Here is a 16,868-nt window from a genome sequence, read left to right on the forward strand (position 1 = left end):
GAACGCGACTCAGCACACGAACCCATACCGTTCTTACCCCGCCCGTCGCGGGCGAGGGTCCTGCGGCGGGGGACGCGATAGGCATCGCAGCCCGAGACCCCGAAAGGGTCCGGGCCCTCCGCCATGCCCACACCCCCAAAAGGACACACCGACCCCGCCACGAACACACCACCCCGGCCAACCCCGCTACCTCTTTGTCGCCGCCAAAAGACCGCAGCTACACACCACCCGAGAGACGAACACCGACCCCACCCCACCGCTCACCTCGTCGTCGCCGCCAAAGAAGCCGTGCCATCAACTGGCCCGCAACCCGAAAACACGCTCTCTACCGCTCTCCTGCCTCGTTGTCGCCGGCCGAAGTACCGCCACCGTCCACACACCTGCATCCCGAAAGCGCGACCCGCCCTCCTACCTCGTCATCGCCGCATATAAGGCGGACTCCCCGGTCGCGCTCGAGGTGGCGCGGCCGGGGAGCCTCGGATTTTCTGTTACAGGGTCGCTCGGGCGGCCCGGAGCCTGGCGAGGCTCACGTCTTTGCCGAGCAGTTCCATGGACTCATAGAGCGGCGGGGATACCGTTTTGCCGCTGATCGCCACGCGCACGGGCCCGAAGGCCTTGCGCGGCTTGAGGCCCATGCCGTCCACGAGCGCCTCCTTGAGGGCCGCTTCGATGTTCTCGACGGTCCAGTCGATCCCTTCGAGGGCCGCGATCGAGGCGTCGAGGACCTGCGGCGCGTCGTCCTTGAAGGTCTTCTTGGCGCTGACCTCGTCGAACTCGACCTCGGTGCCGCAGAACAGGAACCGGAGCATCTCGACCGCCTGGGCGAGGGTCGAGCAGCGTTCCTGGACGAGCGGGACGGCGACCTCCAGGACGTGCCGGTGCTCGTCGTTCAGCTCGGCCGGCAGCAGGTCGCGGTCTTGGAGCCACGGCACGAGCATCTCGGTGAGCTTCGCGGGTTCGACGGAGCGGAAGTGGGCCGAGCAGATCGCGTCGAACTTCTTCTCGTCGAACCGGGCCGGGTTGGACTTGACGTCGTGGAGGTCGAAGGCGCCGATGAACTCGTCGACGCCGAACACGTCCCGGTCACCGCTGATCGCCCATCCGAGGGTGGCCACGTAGTTGAGCACGCCTTCGGGCAGGTAGCCGGCCTCCTTGTACTGCAGGAGGTTCGAGCGCGGGTCGCGCTTCGACATCTTCTTGCCGCGCTCGTCGACGATGAGCGGCAGGTGCGCGTACTCGGGCACCGACTCGGCGAGGCCGAGTTCGATGAGGGCCCGCCACATGACGATCTGGCGGGGCGTCGAGGACAGCAGGTCCTCGCCGCGGGTGATCATGTTGACCTTCATCAGCGCGTCGTCGACCGGGTTGGTCAGCGTGTAGAGCGGCGAGCCGTCGGCGCGGGCGATGACGTAGTCGGGCACGGTCCCGGCCGGGGTGGTGACCTCGCCTCGGACGGCGTCGACGAAGGTGATGTCCTCATCGGGCATCCGCATCCGGTAGACCGGCTTGCGGCCTTCGGCCCGAAAGGCGGCCTTCTGCTCTTCGGTCAGGTCGCGGTCGAAGTTGTCGTAGCCGAGCTTGGGGTCGCGTCCGGCTTCGCGGTGGCGGGCCTCGACCTCTTCGTTGGTCGAGAAGGCCTCGTAGGCGTAGCCGCCTTCGACGAGCCGTTCGGCGATGTCGGTGTAGACGTCTCTGCGCTGCGACTGCCGGTAGGGGGCGTGGGGACCGCCGATGTCGGGGCCCTCGTCCCAGTTCAGGCCCAGCCACGACAGCGCCTCGAGGAGCTGGTGGTAGGACTCTTCGGTGTCGCGCGCCGCGTCGGTGTCCTCGATGCGGAAGATGAATTCGCCGCCGTGGTGCCGGGCGTGTCCCCAGGAGAACAGGCAGGTGCGGACCAGGCCCCAGTGGGGCGCGCCGGTCGGGCTCGGACAGAAACGGGTGCGGACGTTACTCACTGGGAACCACCTTGTTGGACAGATTGCCGATGCCGGCGACCGAGACGGTGACGGTGTCGCCGTCCTGGAGCGGGCCGACGCCCGCCGGCGTGCCGGTGAGGACCACGTCGCCCGGCAGCAGCGTCATCACTTGGGAGACATAGGAGACCAGCGTGGCCGGGTCGAAGACCATGTCCTTGGTCGTGCCGAGCTGCCGCACCTCGCCGCCGACCTCGCAGCGGACTTCGGCGTCGGTCACGTCGGCGTCGGTCTCGATCCAGGGCCCGAGGGGGCAGAACGAGTCGAAGCCCTTGGCGCGGGTGAACTGGACGTCCTTGCGTTGCAGGTCGCGGGCGGTGACGTCGTTGGCGCAGGTGTAGCCGAAGATCGCCGCCGCCGCGTTCTCCTTGTCGACGCCCCGGGCCCCCGGCAGGCCGATGACGACGGCGAGTTCGGCCTCGTGCTCGACCTGGTCGGAAACGGCCGGGAGCCGGACGGCCTCGCCGGGGCCGATGACCGAGGTCGAGGGCTTGATGAACAGCAGGGGCTCCGACGGGACCTCGTTGCCGAGCTCCGCGGCGTGGTCGGCGTAGTTGCGTCCGACGCACACGACCTTGGACGGCAGGATGGGGGCCAGCAGGCGCACGTCCTCCAGCGCCCACCGCTGGCCGGTCATCTTGAGCTGCGCGAACGGGTGGCCTTCGATCTCGGACGCCGTCGCGCCCGGGCCCTCCCCCTCGAGCACCGCGAACGACATGCCGGTGGGGTGAGCGATCCGTGCGATGCGCACACTGCGCCCCTCTCTAAGACTGAAATTGAGTTTCCGGCCTCAGCTTAGTTCGGCCGCCGCCGATCGCAGCGCGCCTATCCGAGCAGGAGGAAGGGAACCACAATCAGCACGGTGCCGGCCAGCGCGCCGACGACTATGCCCATGCCGAGCTTGCGCAGACGCCCGGACAGACCGATCGCGAAGCCGAGGGCGCAGACCAGGGGCGTCGCGATGAGGCAGGAGATGGTGGTGGAGCCGAGTCGCACGTCGACCGAGGAGACGACGTCGTCGACGAGTACCAGGCCGAGCGCGAGCGCCAGCACGATGTGCATCACCAGGCCGACGAAGAAGCCCGAGGCGAATCGGCGTCGCGAGTAGACCGCCGATTCGGCGGCTTGGGCGGCGGCACGGGCGCGATCGGTCTTGTAGGAAGTCACGCCTCAACTCTAGTACGGGGCGGCGAGGCCAGCGGTTTCGCGGCCCACTCGCTGACGCGCCGCGCCGGTTCCGCTGCGGTGCGCGATCCGCGTGCGACACTGCCGCAATGCGCCGATTGATCACGCTCTTCGCCCTTGTCGGTCTGCTTCTGTTCGCTCAGGGTCCGGCCGGAGCGGTCGACGATGATCTGCCGCGGGCGACCGCATCGTTCGATGATCAGGTCCGCAAGGTCGCCTATGACGGCGATGTGCTGTACGCGGGCGGCATGTTCTCCCGGGCGCGGGATCTGGACGGCCGGTATTACGAGCGGCACTACCTGGCGGCGATGGATTCGACCACGGGGCGGCTGCTGCCGTTCGCGCCGGTGCTCGACGGCAACGTCTATGACGTGGTGTCCCATGGCGGCTACTTGTACGTCTCGGGCGACTTCCGCCGCATCGACGGCGTCTCGGTGCCGCGCGTGGCGCGGTTCGAGTTGAGTTCGGGGGAGCTGGACGTATCGTGGCGGCCGATCCCGTCGGCGACGGTGTTCGCGGTGGAGCCGGTCGGCGACCAGGTGTACCTGGGTGGGCGTTTCAGTTCGGTCGGCGGCGCGGAGCGGCGTTTCATGGCGTCGGTGTCGGCCTCGGACGGCTCGGCGGTCGGCGGGTTCGCGCCGCGGGTGGAGCAGGGTTCGGTGCGTGACATCGAGTATGCGCACGGCCGGGTCTACATTTCGGGTGCGTTCAGCTACGTGGCGAATGAGAAGCGGTTCGCGAAGCTCGCGGCGCTCGATCCGGCCACCGGGGAGGTCGACCGGTCGTTCGATGCGTCGGTGTACGTGCTGACGCGGCAGATCGCCGTTTCCGGCGACCGGGTGTACGCGGCGCTGGACGGGCGCGGCGGCGAGGTGCGCGCTTTCGACCGTTCCGGCGAGACGGTGTGGTATCAGGCGGTCGACGGGGGTGTGCAGGCGGTGGCGGTGTGGGGCGACGTGGTCGTCGGCGGCGGTCACTTCGACCAGGCTTGCACGACGAACCGGGCGGGTCCGACCGGCGAGTGCGTGGACGGGGTCATGGCCGACCGGGGCAAGCTGCTGGCGGTCGACTCGAGCGGCAATCTGCTGCCGTGGAATCCGCGCGCGAACGGCGTGATCGGGGTCTGGGATCTGAAGACGCATCCGGAGGGCGCGAACATGGCCGCGGGCGGCACGTTCACGACCTTCGGGGGCGGTTCGATGTGGCAGCAGCGGCTGGCCGTGTTCGACTGAGCGGTGATGTTCGAGGCGGCCCCGGCGCGTGCGCCGGGGCCGCCGTTCGTTCGGGAGCCTATTGGCGGTTGAGGCCGTAGGCGAGGCCTTCGGAGAGTGCGTTCCAGGAGGCTTCGATGAGGTTCGGTGCGACGCCTACCGTGGTCCATTCGGATTCGCCGTCGCCCATGGTGATGAGGACTCGGGTGACCGCGTCGGTGCCGGTGGAGCCGGCGAGGATGCGGACCTTGAAGTCGGACAGGGAGAGCCGGGCGAGGCGTGGGTGGCGTTCGGCGAGGGCCTTGCGGAGTGCGGCGTCGAGGGCGTTGACCGGGCCGTTGCCTTGGGCGGTGGCGATGCAGCGTTCGACGGTCTCGCCGTCGTGGCCGTGGATGTCGAGCCGGACGGTGGCCTCGGCGATGGTGTCGCCTTCGGGGTCGTGGTCGACGATGACGCGGTAGGTGTCGAGGGTGAACGGCCGCGGCAGGCCGCCTTCGATCTCGTCGCGGACGAGCAGTTCGAAGGAGGCGTCGGCGGCTTCGAAGGACCAGCCTTTGGCTTCGAGTTCTTTGACGCGCTTGGTGATCCGGTCGAGGGCGTCTTTGTCGCCGGAGAGGTCCATGCCGAGTTCGCGGCTCTTGAGCTCCACTGAGGCGCGGCCGGCCATCTCGGTGACGAGGATGCGCATGTCGTTGCCGACGACTTCGGGTTCGATGTGGTTGTAGAGCGCCGGGTCGGCCTTGATCGCGGAGGCGTGGATGCCGGCCTTGTGCGCGAAGGCGGCGTGGCCGACGTAGGGGGCGTGCTCGTTGGGGGCCAGGTTGGCGATCTCGGCGATGGCGTGCGAGATGCGGCTCATCTTCTCGAGGCAGCCGTCGGGGAGGACCCGCATGCCGAGTTTGGTCTCCAGGCCGCCGATGACGCTGAAGATGTCGGCGTTGCCGGGCCGCTCGCCGTAGCCGTTGGCGGTGCCTTGGACGTGCATGACGCCGGCTTCCACGGCGGCGAGGGTGTTGGCGACGGCGCAGCCGGTGTCGTTCTGGGCGTGCATGCCGAGTCGGATCCGGTCGGGGCTCAGGTCGGCGGAGAGGCGGTCGCGCAGTTCGGTGACGGCGGCGGTGATGCGGGAGGGGATGGAGCCGCCGTTGGTGTCGCAGAGGATGACGGCTTCGGCGCCGGCTTCGAGGGCGGTGCGGACGACGAGGGTGGCGTAGTCGGGGTCGTAGGCGAAGCCGTCGAAGAAGTGCTCGCAGTCGATGAAGGTCTCGCGGCCCTGGTCGCGTCCGGTGCGGACGGAGTCGGTGATCATCGCGAGGTTCTCTTCGGCGGTGGTGCGCAGCGCTTGGCGCACGTGTCGCATGTCGGACTTGGCGACCAGGCACAGGGCGGGCGCGCGGGAGTCGAGGAGCGACTGGAAACCGGGGTCGGCCGCGGCCGTGCTCCCGGCCCGGCGGGTCATGCCGAAGGCGACGAGTTTGGCGTGTTTGAAGTTGAGTTCTTCGGCGGCGCGGGCGAAGAATTCGGTGTCGGAGGGGAGCGCCCCCGGCCATCCGCCTTCGATGTAGTCGACGCCGAGCTCGTCGAGGAGCGCGGCGACGGCGAGTTTGTCGGCGACCGAGTAGCGCAGGCCCTCCATCTGCGCGCCGTCGCGGAGTGTGGTGTCGAAGACGTGGAACTCTCCGACCGGGTGTGCTTGCGTCACGTTGTGCTCCAGGTGGTTTCAGGATCCGATTCTGCCGCTGCGGGGCCTGAACGCTGACTTGGGCCCCAACGAAAAAGACCCCCTGCGGACGCAGGAGGTCTGGCGCTCGGCGGCGGCTATTGCCGGCATTCCGCCAGGCGCCCGCAGCTAATAATGAGCTGGAAGGTCACGATTGGAAGTATGCCACCGGCTCAGAGTGCGAGCCAGAATTTCCCGTCATATGAGATTCTGTGTGTCGCCAGTCGGCGCGGCCTCCTGCAGCCGTCTTCAGGGACTTCGCTCCCGTATTCAACCAAATCAGGGTATTTCACGTTACTGGAGTCGGAGTCGACCGCGGATCTCGCTCGCCGCGTCCCCGGCCGCCCGCAGCCGCTCGGCCGCGTCGGTGAGGGTCTCCAAGGTGTCGTCGGCCGAGCTCGCCGTCAACTCCTGGCGCAGTCCCACGGAGCCGGCCAGGCACTCGCCCGCTGCGGCCACCATGTCCTCATAGGCCCGGACACCGGCCTCGAGCCGCTCGACCAGGCGGTCGCGGTCAGCGGTGAGCGAGGTCTGCTTGGGGCCTTGGGCGATCCGGATCGACTGCTCGACGTCCCGGATCGTCAGCGCCAACTGCAGCAGCTCGGGGCCGGCCTTCGCCGCGCCGGCCAGCGCGGCCGACGCCTCGGGGTGGCCTTCGAGCCGCTGCGCGAGCTGCTCGGCGGTGCCGCTGGCCCGCTCCAGCCGCTGGTAGGGGCCCCAGGCGGCGCTGCGGCGGAACAGCGAACGCATCCGGCCGCGCCGCAGAGCGTCGGCGGCCTCGCCGAAGAAGCCGCGGACCTCGTCGCCGAGGACGGCGCTGCCGTGCAGTTCAAGGGAGTCGCGTTCGGCGGGCATGACGCGGGCCAGGCGGCGGTAGTCCATCCAGCGGACGGCGGCGAGCGCGGTGGAGAATCCGGCGACGACGATCCAGATGCCGTCGGTGCCGACCAGGCCGCCGTAGGGCACGAAGAACGCCGATCCGGCGATGCCGCCGCCGGAGACGGCGGTCCAGAACCGGGCCGAGGAGAGTCTGCCGCGCAGACGCTTTCGCGCGCGTTTGCGGGCCTTGGCGTCCACGACGGGCGTGCCTTTCTCGGTCAGCTCTTGGCCGAGTCCGCTTCAGCCTCGGCGGAACCGTCGTCCTTGAGGCTGTCGCGGATGTCGGCCAGTCGGGCGCTGGTGACCGAGTCCTTGGACTCCACGGCGGGGGTCTTGGACTTGTCGGAGCCGGAGAGCTGGTCGCCTTCGAGGGAGGCGCGGATCTGCTCCAGGCGGGAGGCGCCGGCCATGTCGCGGGTGGCGCGGTTGACCTCGAGGAGGCGGCCTTCGACGGAGTTGCTGGCCAGTTCGGCGCGGCCCATGGCGTTGGCGTAGCGGCCCTCGATCTTGTCGCGGATCTCGCCGAAGTTCGGGGTGTTGCCGGGCGCGGCGGTCTGGGACATCGACTCGAGCGAGGAGGCGATGGTCTCCTGCATCTTGGCCTGCTCGAGCTGGCCGAGGAGCTTGGTGCGCTCCTGGAGCTTCTGCTGGAGCATCATCTGGTTGTTCTCGACGGCCTGCTTGGCCTGGTCGGCCGCGTTGAGCGCCTGGTCGTGCATGGTCTTCATGTCTTCAAGGGACTGCTCGGTGGAGACCAGCTGGCTGGCGAGGACCTCGGCGGTCGACTCGAACTCCTGGGCCTTGGCCTCGTCGCCTTCGGCGCGCGCCTTGTCGGCGAGCACCAGGGCCTGGCGGGCCTGCGCCTGGAGGCGCTCGACCTCGGCCATCTGGCGGTTGAGCTTCATCTCCAACTGTCGCTGGTTCCCGATCACCGAAGCGGCCTGGCCCACCAGTACCTGGTGCTGCTTCTGCGCGTCCTCGATCGCCTGCTGGATCTGGATCTTGGGGTCGGCGTGCTCGTCGATCTTGGCACCGAACAGCGCCATCATGTACTTCCAGCCCTTGACGAACGGATTGGCCATTATCGGGATCCTTCCGGTGCTCTGTGCAACGCCGACTTCCTTATAGTGTCGGACATCCCGGCCGCGGATGTGCGACAGGGTGACGCCTCAATCGCCAAAACTACCTCATCGGTCGTGTTCAAGCAGCCGCGCGGAGCACCGAATCGGTCACTTCGCCACGGCGATGCCGAGACCGGACCTGAGCGATGGAAGCGGGCGGCACCGTGGCCGCGTGGCGACGCCGTCGCGACTGCTCCTCGGTCTGCTCCTTCTCGCGCGGCAGCGGCAGCACCGCCACCGGCCTGGACTGCGCCAGAGCGCTGTCGTGCTGCTTCTCATGGGCGGCGACTTCGCGGGAGACCTCGGCCAGGACCTCGCTGAGGCGGACCCGCAGCGCCCCGCAGACCGAGGCGAGCAGTTCGCTCGAGGGCTCCTTGTGGCCGCGTTCGATCTCGGAGAGGTAGCCGAGGCTCACATTGGCCTGCTTGGACACGTCGCGGAGGGTCCGCTTCTGGGCGCGGCGGCGCCGACGGAGGGTCTCCCCCAAAAGTTCCCGCATCAACACCATCGAACACTCCTCCACGCGTGACGACTCCGGGGCCTTGGCGTAGCTCGCGAGCCGTCAATCGGTCTAGCCTAAGTGGGTTCTGCAAGCCTAGCGCGTTCGACCCGACTCGCTCCCTCTCAATTTAAAGGCTTTCCAGAGGTAATCAATTCCCGTCGCGACCGTCAACAGCACCGCGGCGCCCATCAGGACCGGTCCGAGCAGGTCGAACGGATCGGGGAACGGCCACAGGTACCAGGCCACGGCCGCGATCTGCAAGACCGTCTTCAGCTTGCCGCCGCGGCCGGCGGCGATCACCGAGTGCTTCAGCACGGCCATGCGCAGCGCGGTGATGCCCAACTCCCGCAGCAGGATAACCGCGGTGACCCACCACGGCAGGACCCCGTAGAAACTCAGCAGCACCAGCGCGGTGCCGATGAGCGCCTTGTCGGCGATCGGGTCGGCCAGCTTGCCGAACTCGGTGACCAGGCCGCGCGAGCGCGCCAACCAGCCGTCGACGAAATCGGTCGCCGAGATGAACACGAACAGGGCGCAGGCGAGCATCCGCCAGCCCGAGTGCTCCATCCCCGACACGATGACCACGACCGCGAAGACCGGGACCAGGAAGATCCGGGCGACCGTGACCACGTTGGCGATGTTCCAGGGCGACACCGGGCCGGTCTCGTCTGTCCGGTCGGTCGTCACCAGGACTCCTCCACGACCTCGGCGACCAGGTCCACGCCGTGCGAGTCGACGACCTTCGCGGTGACGAAGTCGCCGACCTGGAGGCCCTCGACCTCGCCGACCAGCGCGATCGAGCCGTCCACCTCGGGAGCCTGGTGTGCGCCGCGGCCGTCCACGCCGTCGTCGGCGACCGATTCGACCAGCACGGTCATCGTCTCGCCGACCCGCTCGGCCGCGCGCTGGCTGACCAGCTCGTCGACCAGCATCGACACGCGTGTGTGGCGCTCGGCGACGGTGTCCTCGTCGAGGTGGCCGTCGAGCCCGACCGCCTCGGTGCCGTCCTCGTCGGAGTAGGCGAACACGCCGGTGGCGTCCAGTCGCGCCTCGGAGAGGAAGCCCATGAGCTCCGCGACGTCGTCCTCGGTCTCGCCGGGGAAGCCGACGATGACGTTGGTGCGGGCCCCGGCGAGCGGGGCGAGCTCGCGGACCTGGGCGAGCAGGGCCAGGAACGACTCGGTCGAGCCGAAGCGGCGCATGCGCCGCAGGACCTGCGCCGAGGAGTGCTGGAACGACAGGTCGAAGTAGGGCACGACCTCGTCGATGCGGCACATCGCCTCGATCAGTCCGGGGCGCAGCTCGGCGGGCTGGAGGTAGGACAAGCGGATCCACTCGATGCCGTCGATGCCGGCCAGGCCCTCCAGGAGGTGCTCCAGCGCCCCGGGGTCGGACAGGTCCTTGCCGTAGGAGGTCGTGTTCTCGGAGACGAGGTTGAGTTCCTTGACGCCGTCGGCGGCCAGCCAGGCGGCCTCGGCCAGGATCTCATCGGGCGTGCGGGAGACGAACGAGCCGCGGAAGGAGGGGATGGCGCAGAACGAGCAGCGGCGGTCGCAGCCGGAGGCGAGCTTGAGGTTGGCGACCGGGCCTTCCGAGAGGCGGTGCCGCAGCACCGTCAGGTGCGCGGGGGCGCCTTCGGCGTCGGCGGCCGCGTCGGCCTGCTCGGCGCGCGAGTGGCCGGGCACGACGGCGGCGGCGCTCTGCCGGTCGGCCGGAGACAGCGGCAGGAGCTTGCGGCGGTCGCTCGGCCGGTGGGAGGCGACCTTTCGTCCGGCGACGATGTCGTCGAGCCGGGCGGCCATGTCGGGGTAGTGGTCGAAACCGAGGACGGCGTCGGCTTCGGGAAGGCTCTCGGCCAGCTCCGTGCCGTAGCGCTCGGCCATGCAGCCGGTGGCGACGACCTTCGCTCCGGTGCTGGAGGCGTCGAGCAGCACGTCGATGGACTCGGCCTTGGCCTGCTCGATGAAACCGCAGGTGTTGACCATGACCACGTCGGCGTTCTCGCCGTCGTCGGTAACGCGCCAGCCACCGGCCGCCAGGCGCGCGGCCAGCTCCTCGGAGTCGGTCTCGTTGCGGGCGCATCCGAGCGTGAGAACCGCGACGGTTTTCGCGGCCGATTGAGCTGAAGACACCGGAAAAGCGTACCTACCTGTAGTTCGTGAGCGCCCGGGCGGCGGCCCTGCCCACATATTTTCCACGCTGTAGAGTGGCGCGACTCTCCTCATCGGTAGTCCTGATGTACGATGCGAGATCAGCCGTTGCGGTGATGTCATAGGCTGGCCTCATGTCCCCCATCGGCAACGCCCCTGCCCGCGTGAACCCGCTGCGGCGTCCTGTGCTCCTGGCGCTGGCCGCCGCCACCGCGCTGACCGCAGCCGCCTGCGGCCAGCCGCCGACCGGCACTCTGAGCACCCGCGCCGGCTACACCATCGAAGGCACCGACATCCCCGTCTCCGTCTGCCCCGAAGGCGACGACTCGCGTCTGACCGAAGAGGAGGGCGCCCTCGTCGGCGCCCACTTCGCGCTCCAGGTCGACTGCGTGGCGTCCTTCACGGAGATCCCCGAGGGCTTCCAGCTCGACTACCTGTTCGGTGAGGACGACCGGTTGTTCCCGCCGGAGGCCGGCCATGAGTTCACCATGGTCCAGTTCTCGCCCGAGCCGAGCCGCGAGGCCCCGTTCACGGCCGGTTCGGACACCGAACTGGTGGCGACGCTGGCCATCGGCGATCAGGAGTGGACCTTCGACGGCGACGTGCCGGCCCCCGGATCGGTGTACTTCGCGGTGTCCGAGCAGGACGCGCCGGTGACCCTGGAGATCGACGACACCGGCAGGACGCAGTCGTTGGACCTGCGCGAACGCACCCGCGAGGGGGCGATCGAGGCGCTGTACCACGGCTCGCGGCAGACCATCACCACCGACACCGTCGAGAACTCGGTGGACGCGTACCTGTCGTCGGGCGGCTACGAGTACAGCCTCGACCAGTGGACCTACGTCACCTCCTTCGTCGTCGACCGGTCGGTCTACAACGAGGACGACGGCTGGGTCGCCGAGCCCGATCGGGCGCGGCTGACGATCGACTTCGTGTGGTTCCGGGAGTCCAAGGAGCTCCAGCTCATCTGGGACATCGACCCGAAGTCGGTCTTGAAGGTCTCGGGGCCCGACGGGGAGCTCGAGCCGCTCGAGGTCTCGCACGAGGACGAGGCCTGGGACGACGACCAGGTGGGCCGGTACTTCACGCTGACCTACGACGTCCCTGCCGACGCGCTGCAGTTCGACCTGGACTTCCATCCGGCCGGCAAGATCGAGTGGACCGAGCACGACGTGAAGATGCCGGTCAGCGGCGACAAGAACCACGAGCTGTCGGTCGACTTCGGCTGAGAGCCTCAGGTTCCGCGGATCGAGGAGATGACGTTTGCGAGCTCGTCCGGTTTCACCAGGACGTCCCTGGCCTTGGTGCCTTCGGAGGGCCCGACGACGCCGCGGGTCTCCATCAGGTCCATGAGCCGGCCGGCCTTGGCGAAGCCGACGCGGAGCTTGCGCTGCAGCATCGAGGTCGAGCCGAACTGAGTGGTGACCACCTGCTCGATCGCCTGGCACAGCAGGTCCAGGTCGTCGCCGATCTCCGGGTCGATGTCCCTCTTCGCGCCCGGCGGCGCGGTGACCTCCTCGACGTACTGCGGCTCCATCTGCGAGCGCACGTGCTCCACGGCCGCCTCGATCTCCTCGTCGGTCACCCACGCGCCCTGGATCCGCTCGGGCTTGGCCGCGCCCATCGGCAGGAACAGGCCGTCGCCGCGGCCGACGAGCTTCTCGGCGCCCGGCTGGTCCAGGATGACGCGCGAGTCGGCGAGCGAGGAGGTCGAGAACGCCAGCCGTGACGGCACGTTCGCCTTGATCAGGCCGGTGACCACGTCGACCGAGGGCCGCTGCGTCGCCAGCACCAGGTGGATGCCCGCCGCGCGCGCCAGCTGAGTGATGCGCACGACCGCGTCCTCGACGTCTCGGGCCGCGACCATCATCAGGTCGGCCAGCTCGTCGACGATCACCAGCAGGTAGGGGTGCGGTCGCGGTTCCCGCTCGGATCCGGGCTCGGCCTTGATCTGACCGGACCGGACCTTGCGGTTGAACTCGTCGATGTGCCGGACCCCGGCCTTGGCGAGGTCCTCGTAGCGCATGTCCATCTCCTTGACCACCCACTGGAGCGCGTCCGAGGCCTTCTTCGGGTCGGTCACGATCGGGTGGACCAGGTGCGGGATGCCTTCATAGTTGGTCAGTTCGACGCGTTTGGGGTCGATCAGGAGCAGCCGCACCTGCTCGGGCGTGGCCCGCATCAGCAGCGACGTCAACAGGGTGTTGATCAAGCTCGAGTTGTGTGTGGGTACGAACGACCGGCTCGCGAGGTATTGGCGGCTCGGACTGTCGACCTGGATGCATCGAACGGGCACCGAGGGCACCGGTCGGACGTCGACGATGTACCGCTCGCGCGTCGTCGGACGGGAGACGGCGACTTGGCGCTCCGCTTTCCTCGAAATCCGGAACACCCTGTCAGCGGTCGTGAACCTGACCGAATAGCAAGTCGAGGTCTCAGGGTGCCTGCCCTTCACTTGCCTGGTGCTGACAGTCGCCTGGTATCCGAGGCTCAACGCCAGTTCAAGGAAGCCGGACGCGAGTCGCTCGCTCGTGACCGCGAATGTGATGGCTCCGGACTTCGACACCGTTCCGTCAGTATCGAGGAGTCCTTCCAGCAAGGCGCGCCGCTGCACCTCGGACGCCCGCAGATACCGATCCGGGATGTGTTTCGGCCCGATTTCGCGGAACAGTGCACTCATCGTCCGGTACGGCGCCTCGGGCGGGCAGCCGGGGGCAGCACCGCCGTTGCGGCCGATCGCGAACCGGCCCTTCGCCGCCGCGCACACAGCCGAGACGCCGACACCCATGTGTCGGGCCGCTCTGGCCAGGCCCACGCCTTCATCCGCCAGAGCGATCGCCGCCGCGATCCGCCGCTCTCGTTCGGGCTCGTTCGAGATCGTGTAGTGCAGCTTCGAACCAGGATGCTTCGTTACCCGATAGCCGTCGGCTCGGATGCCATCGAGAACTTCTTCTTCCGCGCAGGTGAATTGCGCCGAGCCGGTGCTACCGTCACCGAGCCAACAGCCGAGCGTGTAGGGGGCGATGGGCAGCTCGGCGTCGGGGAGTTCGAGGGCCCCGGCGACGGAGACCGCATGGTTCGCCCAGGTCTGGCTTTTGCCTTCGACCCGGAGAGTCGCCGCGATCTCAGCAGTGGTCACCGGCCGGTCGGTGTCCTGCCTCCGTGCGGATCTCCCGGGCATGGTGACACGTTCTTCCAGCGCCTGATAGATGGCGTGCCTCGACCGCACCGGGACGCACCTCTCGATCGTTCTCCCGCCCCGGTGATAGGTGGTCGCGGCCTCGCCGACGGTCGAGGGAATGTTTCGGACCAGTTGGTACAGCACGTTCTTGAACCGGTGGCCGACGTCGTCGAGCGCCTGCGAGGTCGAGACCGGCCGATCCGGCTCGGACAGGGCCTCGTGCGCACGGGCTTTGATCCAGAGCACTTCGTCCTCCGACCAGTACGAGTCGGTCTTGCGACGCCGACGCTTCGAGCGTTCAGAGCGTGTCGTGGTCACCCATTGGTGCTCGGCGTCCGCGACGATGACGGTGCCATCGGAGAATTGGACCTCGTAGCAAGGCCGGCCCTCCAACACCTCGGTGGCGGCGACGATCGCGCAGGGCCTGCCGTGCTCGTCGAAGACGCTGTCGCCCACCCTCAGATCCCGCATCCGCGACCATCCGCCCGGCGTCGGAATCGGCGTGTCCAGGGCCAGAGCCTTGCCAGAGCCGGTGGCGCCGGCGATGAGCATGTGCGGGGCCTTGGTGAGGTCGGTGAGGATGTAGCCGCCCTCGATGTCCTTGCCGAGGGCGACCAGCATCGGATGGTCGTCGTCCTGCGCGAGCTTGGACCGAAGGACGTCGCCGAGGGCGACGTTCTCGCGGTCGGTGTTCGGGATCTCGACGCCGACGGCGCTCTTGCCGGGGATCGGGTTGATGATGCGGATGTCCGAGCTCTTGACCGCGTAGGCGATGTTCTTGGACAGCTGGATGATCCGCTCGACCTTCACGGCCGGGCCGAGCTCGATCTCGTAGCGCGTCACCGTCGGACCGCGGGTGAAGCCGGTGACGGCGGCGTCCACGTTGAACTGCTCGAAGACCTCCTGGAGCGCGGCGATGACCGTCTCGTTGGCCTTGGAGCGCTTCTTGGCGGCGGGCCCGGTGGTGAGCAGGTCCAGCGGCGGGCGCTGGTAGTCGTCGTCCATCGCCGCCGAGCCTTCGGAGAGGGTCGGCTGCTCGACCTTCTTCGGCGGCGGCGTGTGGTCGGGCGGGCGGCGGGCCGGCTCGGGTTCTTCGGCCGGTTTCTCGTCGACGCGCGTCTCGGTGGTCAGCTCCGGGACCTCCTCGGGCGACAGCCGCGGCAGCACCGTGGTCGCGCGGTGGACGTTCCGGGCCTCCTCTTCCTGGAGGCGCCTGGCGGCCTCGCTCTTGCGGTGGGCCGCGCGCTCGGACTCGCTCATGTCCGCTTCGTCGTCCTCATAGGTGTCGACCTTGCCGGTCGCCAGCTCCCAGAGGCGCATGATCTTGCCCGGCGCCTGGTTCAGCGGCGTGGCCGTGGCGACCAGGACGCCGAACAGCAGCAGCAGCACCAGCAGCGGGAAGGCCACATAGGGCGAGACGCCCACCGACAGGCCGGCGCCGACGATCCAGCCGATCTGGCCTCCGGCGGCCATCCGCTCGCCGACATCGGTCGGCAGACCCGAGATGAGGTGCAGCAGACCAAGACTGGAGATCCAGATCGCCGTCCAGCCGACCAGGGCCCGGCCGTGGGCGTCCTCGGGCGGCTCCTGGCGCATGACGCGCAGTCCCCAGAGCACCAGCAGGACCGGCAGGGCACGGGTGGCCAGGCCGAGGGTCCAGTCGAGGCCGAACGCGAGCCGCTCCCCCACCGGCCCGGCCACGTCGAACCAGACGGCCATCGCCAGGATGATCGCCACGGCGATGAGCAGCAGGCCCAGACCGTCGCGGCGGTGCGCGGGGTCGATCTCGCGAGCGGTGGCCGCCTCCTTGCCGACCGAGCGGGCCATCCAGCCGGTGGCGCGGGCGGTGCCGACCCACAGGCCGCGCAGCGCGATCCCGGTGGCCTCCAACGGCCCGGGGACGGCATCGGCTCGGCGACGCTTCGCCGCGGCCTTCTGCGCCGGCGTCTTCTTGGCCGCCTTCTTCACGGGCTTCTTGGCGGCCTTCTTAGCGGCCTTCTTCGCGGTGGGCTTCCGCTTCGCGGACGAGGTCCGCTTACGTGCGGCTTTGCGCGCGCTTCCGGAAGTCTTCGCCATCATGCCTCATACGGTACCGCCGCCGCGCGCATCGGCACGGCTGCCGGAGACATACGCCGGGCTAGGCTGAAGCGCATGTCGAAGACGATTCTGGTGACCGGCGCCGGACGCGGGCTCGGGCGATCCCTGGCCGAGCGTCTGAGCGCCCGCGGAGACAAGGTGATCGCGCACGGACGCAGCGAGAAGTCCTTGAAGGACGTGCCGTGCGAGCGGACGCTCATCGCCGACCTGGCGGTGCCGGGGACACTGGCCGAGGCGGTCGCCGAAGCGGGGATCGAGCGCCTCGACGCGCTGGTCCACAATGCCGGGGTGCTGCACATCGATCCGGTCGCGGACCAGCCCTTGGAGGCGTGGGAGCGGACACTGGCGGTCAACGTGACCGCCCCGGCGGAGCTGACGCGGCTGTTGCTGCCGGCACTGCGGGAGGCGAGGGGCCACGTGGTGTTCGTCAACTCCGGCGCGGGTTTGAGCGCGGGGGCCGGATGGAGCTCGTACGCGGCGAGCAAGCACGCGCTCAAGGCGCTCGCCGACGCGCTGCGGGCCGAGGAACGGGGAGGCGGCCTGCGGGTGACCAGCCTGTTCCCGTCGCACTTCGACACCGATATGCAGCGTGACCTGCGGAAGCGGTTCGACTCCGACTACGACCCGCACCGGGCGATCAGCGTGGAGACGGTCGCGAAAGTGGTGGTGGACGTGCTGGACGCGCCCGCGGACATGGTGGTCAACGACATGCGGGTAGAGCCGCCGAACCCGCTGCCGGTCCGCCCGCGGGCCGCCGCCTGAGGCGGCGGCCCTGAGGTGCGCTCATACTCCGAGGCGCGTTCCTGGGGTCCTCTCATACTTCGACGCTGTGTCCCTCGGACCTCTCAT

Annotated in this window: 13 protein-coding genes; 3 read left to right on the top strand and 10 right to left on the bottom strand. The window is 69.0% G+C overall.

Going from position 1 to position 16,868, the window contains the following annotated elements; translation table 11 throughout:
• Nucleotides 1–488 precede the first annotated feature (488 nt).
• The 3 genes from gltX to ACYVL2_RS12200 all read right to left on the bottom strand — a co-directional run bounded on the left by gltX (nucleotide 489) and on the right by ACYVL2_RS12200 (nucleotide 3,140).
• Nucleotides 489–1,955, bottom strand: a complete 1,467-nt coding sequence (gene gltX, locus ACYVL2_RS12190; RefSeq protein WP_460543611.1) for a glutamate--tRNA ligase — start codon at nucleotides 1,953–1,955, stop codon at nucleotides 489–491.
• Nucleotides 1,948–2,724, bottom strand: coding sequence for a fumarylacetoacetate hydrolase family protein (locus tag ACYVL2_RS12195; protein ID WP_460543613.1), 777 nt, complete (start codon nucleotides 2,722–2,724; stop codon nucleotides 1,948–1,950). The genes gltX and ACYVL2_RS12195 overlap by 8 nt, the downstream gene beginning before the upstream one ends.
• A 74-nt stretch (nucleotides 2,725–2,798) precedes the next feature.
• A complete protein-coding gene (locus ACYVL2_RS12200; protein ID WP_460543615.1) occupies nucleotides 2,799–3,140 on the bottom strand; it encodes a hypothetical protein in 342 nt (113 codons plus the stop codon).
• A gap of 107 nt (nucleotides 3,141–3,247) precedes the next feature.
• Here ACYVL2_RS12200 and ACYVL2_RS12205 point away from each other — a divergent pair, with 107 nt between their 5' ends.
• Nucleotides 3,248–4,390, top strand: coding sequence for a hypothetical protein (locus ACYVL2_RS12205; RefSeq protein ID WP_460543617.1), 1,143 nt, complete (start codon nucleotides 3,248–3,250; stop codon nucleotides 4,388–4,390).
• A 58-nt stretch (nucleotides 4,391–4,448) separates the two neighbouring features.
• Here the strand turns inward: ACYVL2_RS12205 and cimA are convergent, their stop codons facing one another.
• The 6 genes from cimA to rimO form a co-directional block, all read right to left on the bottom strand.
• On the bottom strand, nucleotides 4,449–6,071 hold the full coding sequence (gene cimA / locus ACYVL2_RS12210) for a (R)-citramalate synthase (RefSeq protein ID WP_460543619.1): 1,623 nt from the start codon (nucleotides 6,069–6,071) through the stop codon (nucleotides 4,449–4,451).
• A 312-nt stretch (nucleotides 6,072–6,383) separates the two neighbouring features.
• Nucleotides 6,384–7,166 carry a phage shock envelope stress response protein PspM gene (gene pspM, locus ACYVL2_RS12215; protein WP_460543621.1) on the bottom strand — a complete coding sequence of 261 codons (783 nt, stop codon included), beginning with the start codon at nucleotides 7,164–7,166 and terminating at the stop codon, nucleotides 6,384–6,386.
• Nucleotides 7,167–7,186: 20 nt separating this feature from the next.
• The gene (locus tag ACYVL2_RS12220) at nucleotides 7,187–8,050 is read right to left on the bottom strand and encodes a PspA/IM30 family protein (protein ID WP_460543623.1); all 864 of its coding nucleotides are present in this window, start codon (nucleotides 8,048–8,050) and stop codon (nucleotides 7,187–7,189) included.
• A 118-nt stretch (nucleotides 8,051–8,168) separates the two neighbouring features.
• A complete protein-coding gene (locus tag ACYVL2_RS12225; RefSeq protein WP_460543625.1) occupies nucleotides 8,169–8,597 on the bottom strand; it encodes a helix-turn-helix domain-containing protein in 429 nt (142 codons plus the stop codon).
• 87 nt (nucleotides 8,598–8,684) lie between these two features.
• Nucleotides 8,685–9,278 (bottom strand): CDP-alcohol phosphatidyltransferase family protein, encoded by a 594-nt coding sequence (gene pgsA / locus ACYVL2_RS12230; protein WP_460543627.1) that lies wholly within the window; start codon nucleotides 9,276–9,278, stop codon nucleotides 8,685–8,687.
• A complete protein-coding gene (rimO, locus tag ACYVL2_RS12235) occupies nucleotides 9,275–10,780 on the bottom strand; it encodes a 30S ribosomal protein S12 methylthiotransferase RimO (protein ID WP_460543629.1) in 1,506 nt (501 codons plus the stop codon). The genes pgsA and rimO overlap by 4 nt, the downstream gene beginning before the upstream one ends.
• A gap of 95 nt (nucleotides 10,781–10,875) precedes the next feature.
• Between rimO and ACYVL2_RS12240 the strand changes: the two genes are divergently transcribed.
• Nucleotides 10,876–11,970 (top strand): hypothetical protein, encoded by a 1,095-nt coding sequence (locus ACYVL2_RS12240; protein ID WP_460543632.1) that lies wholly within the window; start codon nucleotides 10,876–10,878, stop codon nucleotides 11,968–11,970.
• Between the two features lie 5 nt (nucleotides 11,971–11,975).
• On the opposite strand, the gene ACYVL2_RS12245 is transcribed toward ACYVL2_RS12240, so the two are convergent.
• Nucleotides 11,976–16,001: a DNA translocase FtsK 4TM domain-containing protein gene (locus tag ACYVL2_RS12245; protein WP_460543634.1), complete on the bottom strand. Its 4,026-nt coding sequence runs from the start codon at nucleotides 15,999–16,001 to the stop codon at nucleotides 11,976–11,978.
• Nucleotides 16,002–16,073: 72 nt separating this feature from the next.
• On the opposite strand from ACYVL2_RS12245, the gene ACYVL2_RS12250 reads away from it, so the two are divergent.
• The gene (locus ACYVL2_RS12250) at nucleotides 16,074–16,781 is read left to right on the top strand and encodes an SDR family oxidoreductase (protein WP_460543636.1); all 708 of its coding nucleotides are present in this window, start codon (nucleotides 16,074–16,076) and stop codon (nucleotides 16,779–16,781) included.
• Nucleotides 16,782–16,868 lie beyond the last annotated feature (87 nt).

The sequence above is a fragment of the Glycomyces halotolerans genome (assembly GCF_054779575.1).

What these genes read in the sequence shown, in the direction of transcription:
- ACYVL2_RS12205 (WP_460543617.1), top strand. Translation starts at nt 3,248, where the DNA reads ATGCGCCGATTGATCACGCTCTTCGCCCTTGTCGGTCTGCTTCTGTTC.
- ACYVL2_RS12220 (WP_460543623.1), bottom strand. Translation starts at nt 8,050, where the DNA reads ATGGCCAATCCGTTCGTCAAGGGCTGGAAGTACATGATGGCGCTGTTC.
- ACYVL2_RS12225 (WP_460543625.1), bottom strand. Translation starts at nt 8,597, where the DNA reads ATGGTGTTGATGCGGGAACTTTTGGGGGAGACCCTCCGTCGGCGCCGC.
- rimO (WP_460543629.1), bottom strand. Translation starts at nt 10,780, where the DNA reads ATGTGGGCAGGGCCGCCGCCCGGGCGCTCACGAACTACAGGTAGGTAC.
- ACYVL2_RS12240 (WP_460543632.1), top strand. Translation starts at nt 10,876, where the DNA reads ATGTCCCCCATCGGCAACGCCCCTGCCCGCGTGAACCCGCTGCGGCGT.
- ACYVL2_RS12245 (WP_460543634.1), bottom strand. Translation starts at nt 16,001, where the DNA reads ATGATGGCGAAGACTTCCGGAAGCGCGCGCAAAGCCGCACGTAAGCGG.
- ACYVL2_RS12250 (WP_460543636.1), top strand. Translation starts at nt 16,074, where the DNA reads ATGTCGAAGACGATTCTGGTGACCGGCGCCGGACGCGGGCTCGGGCGA.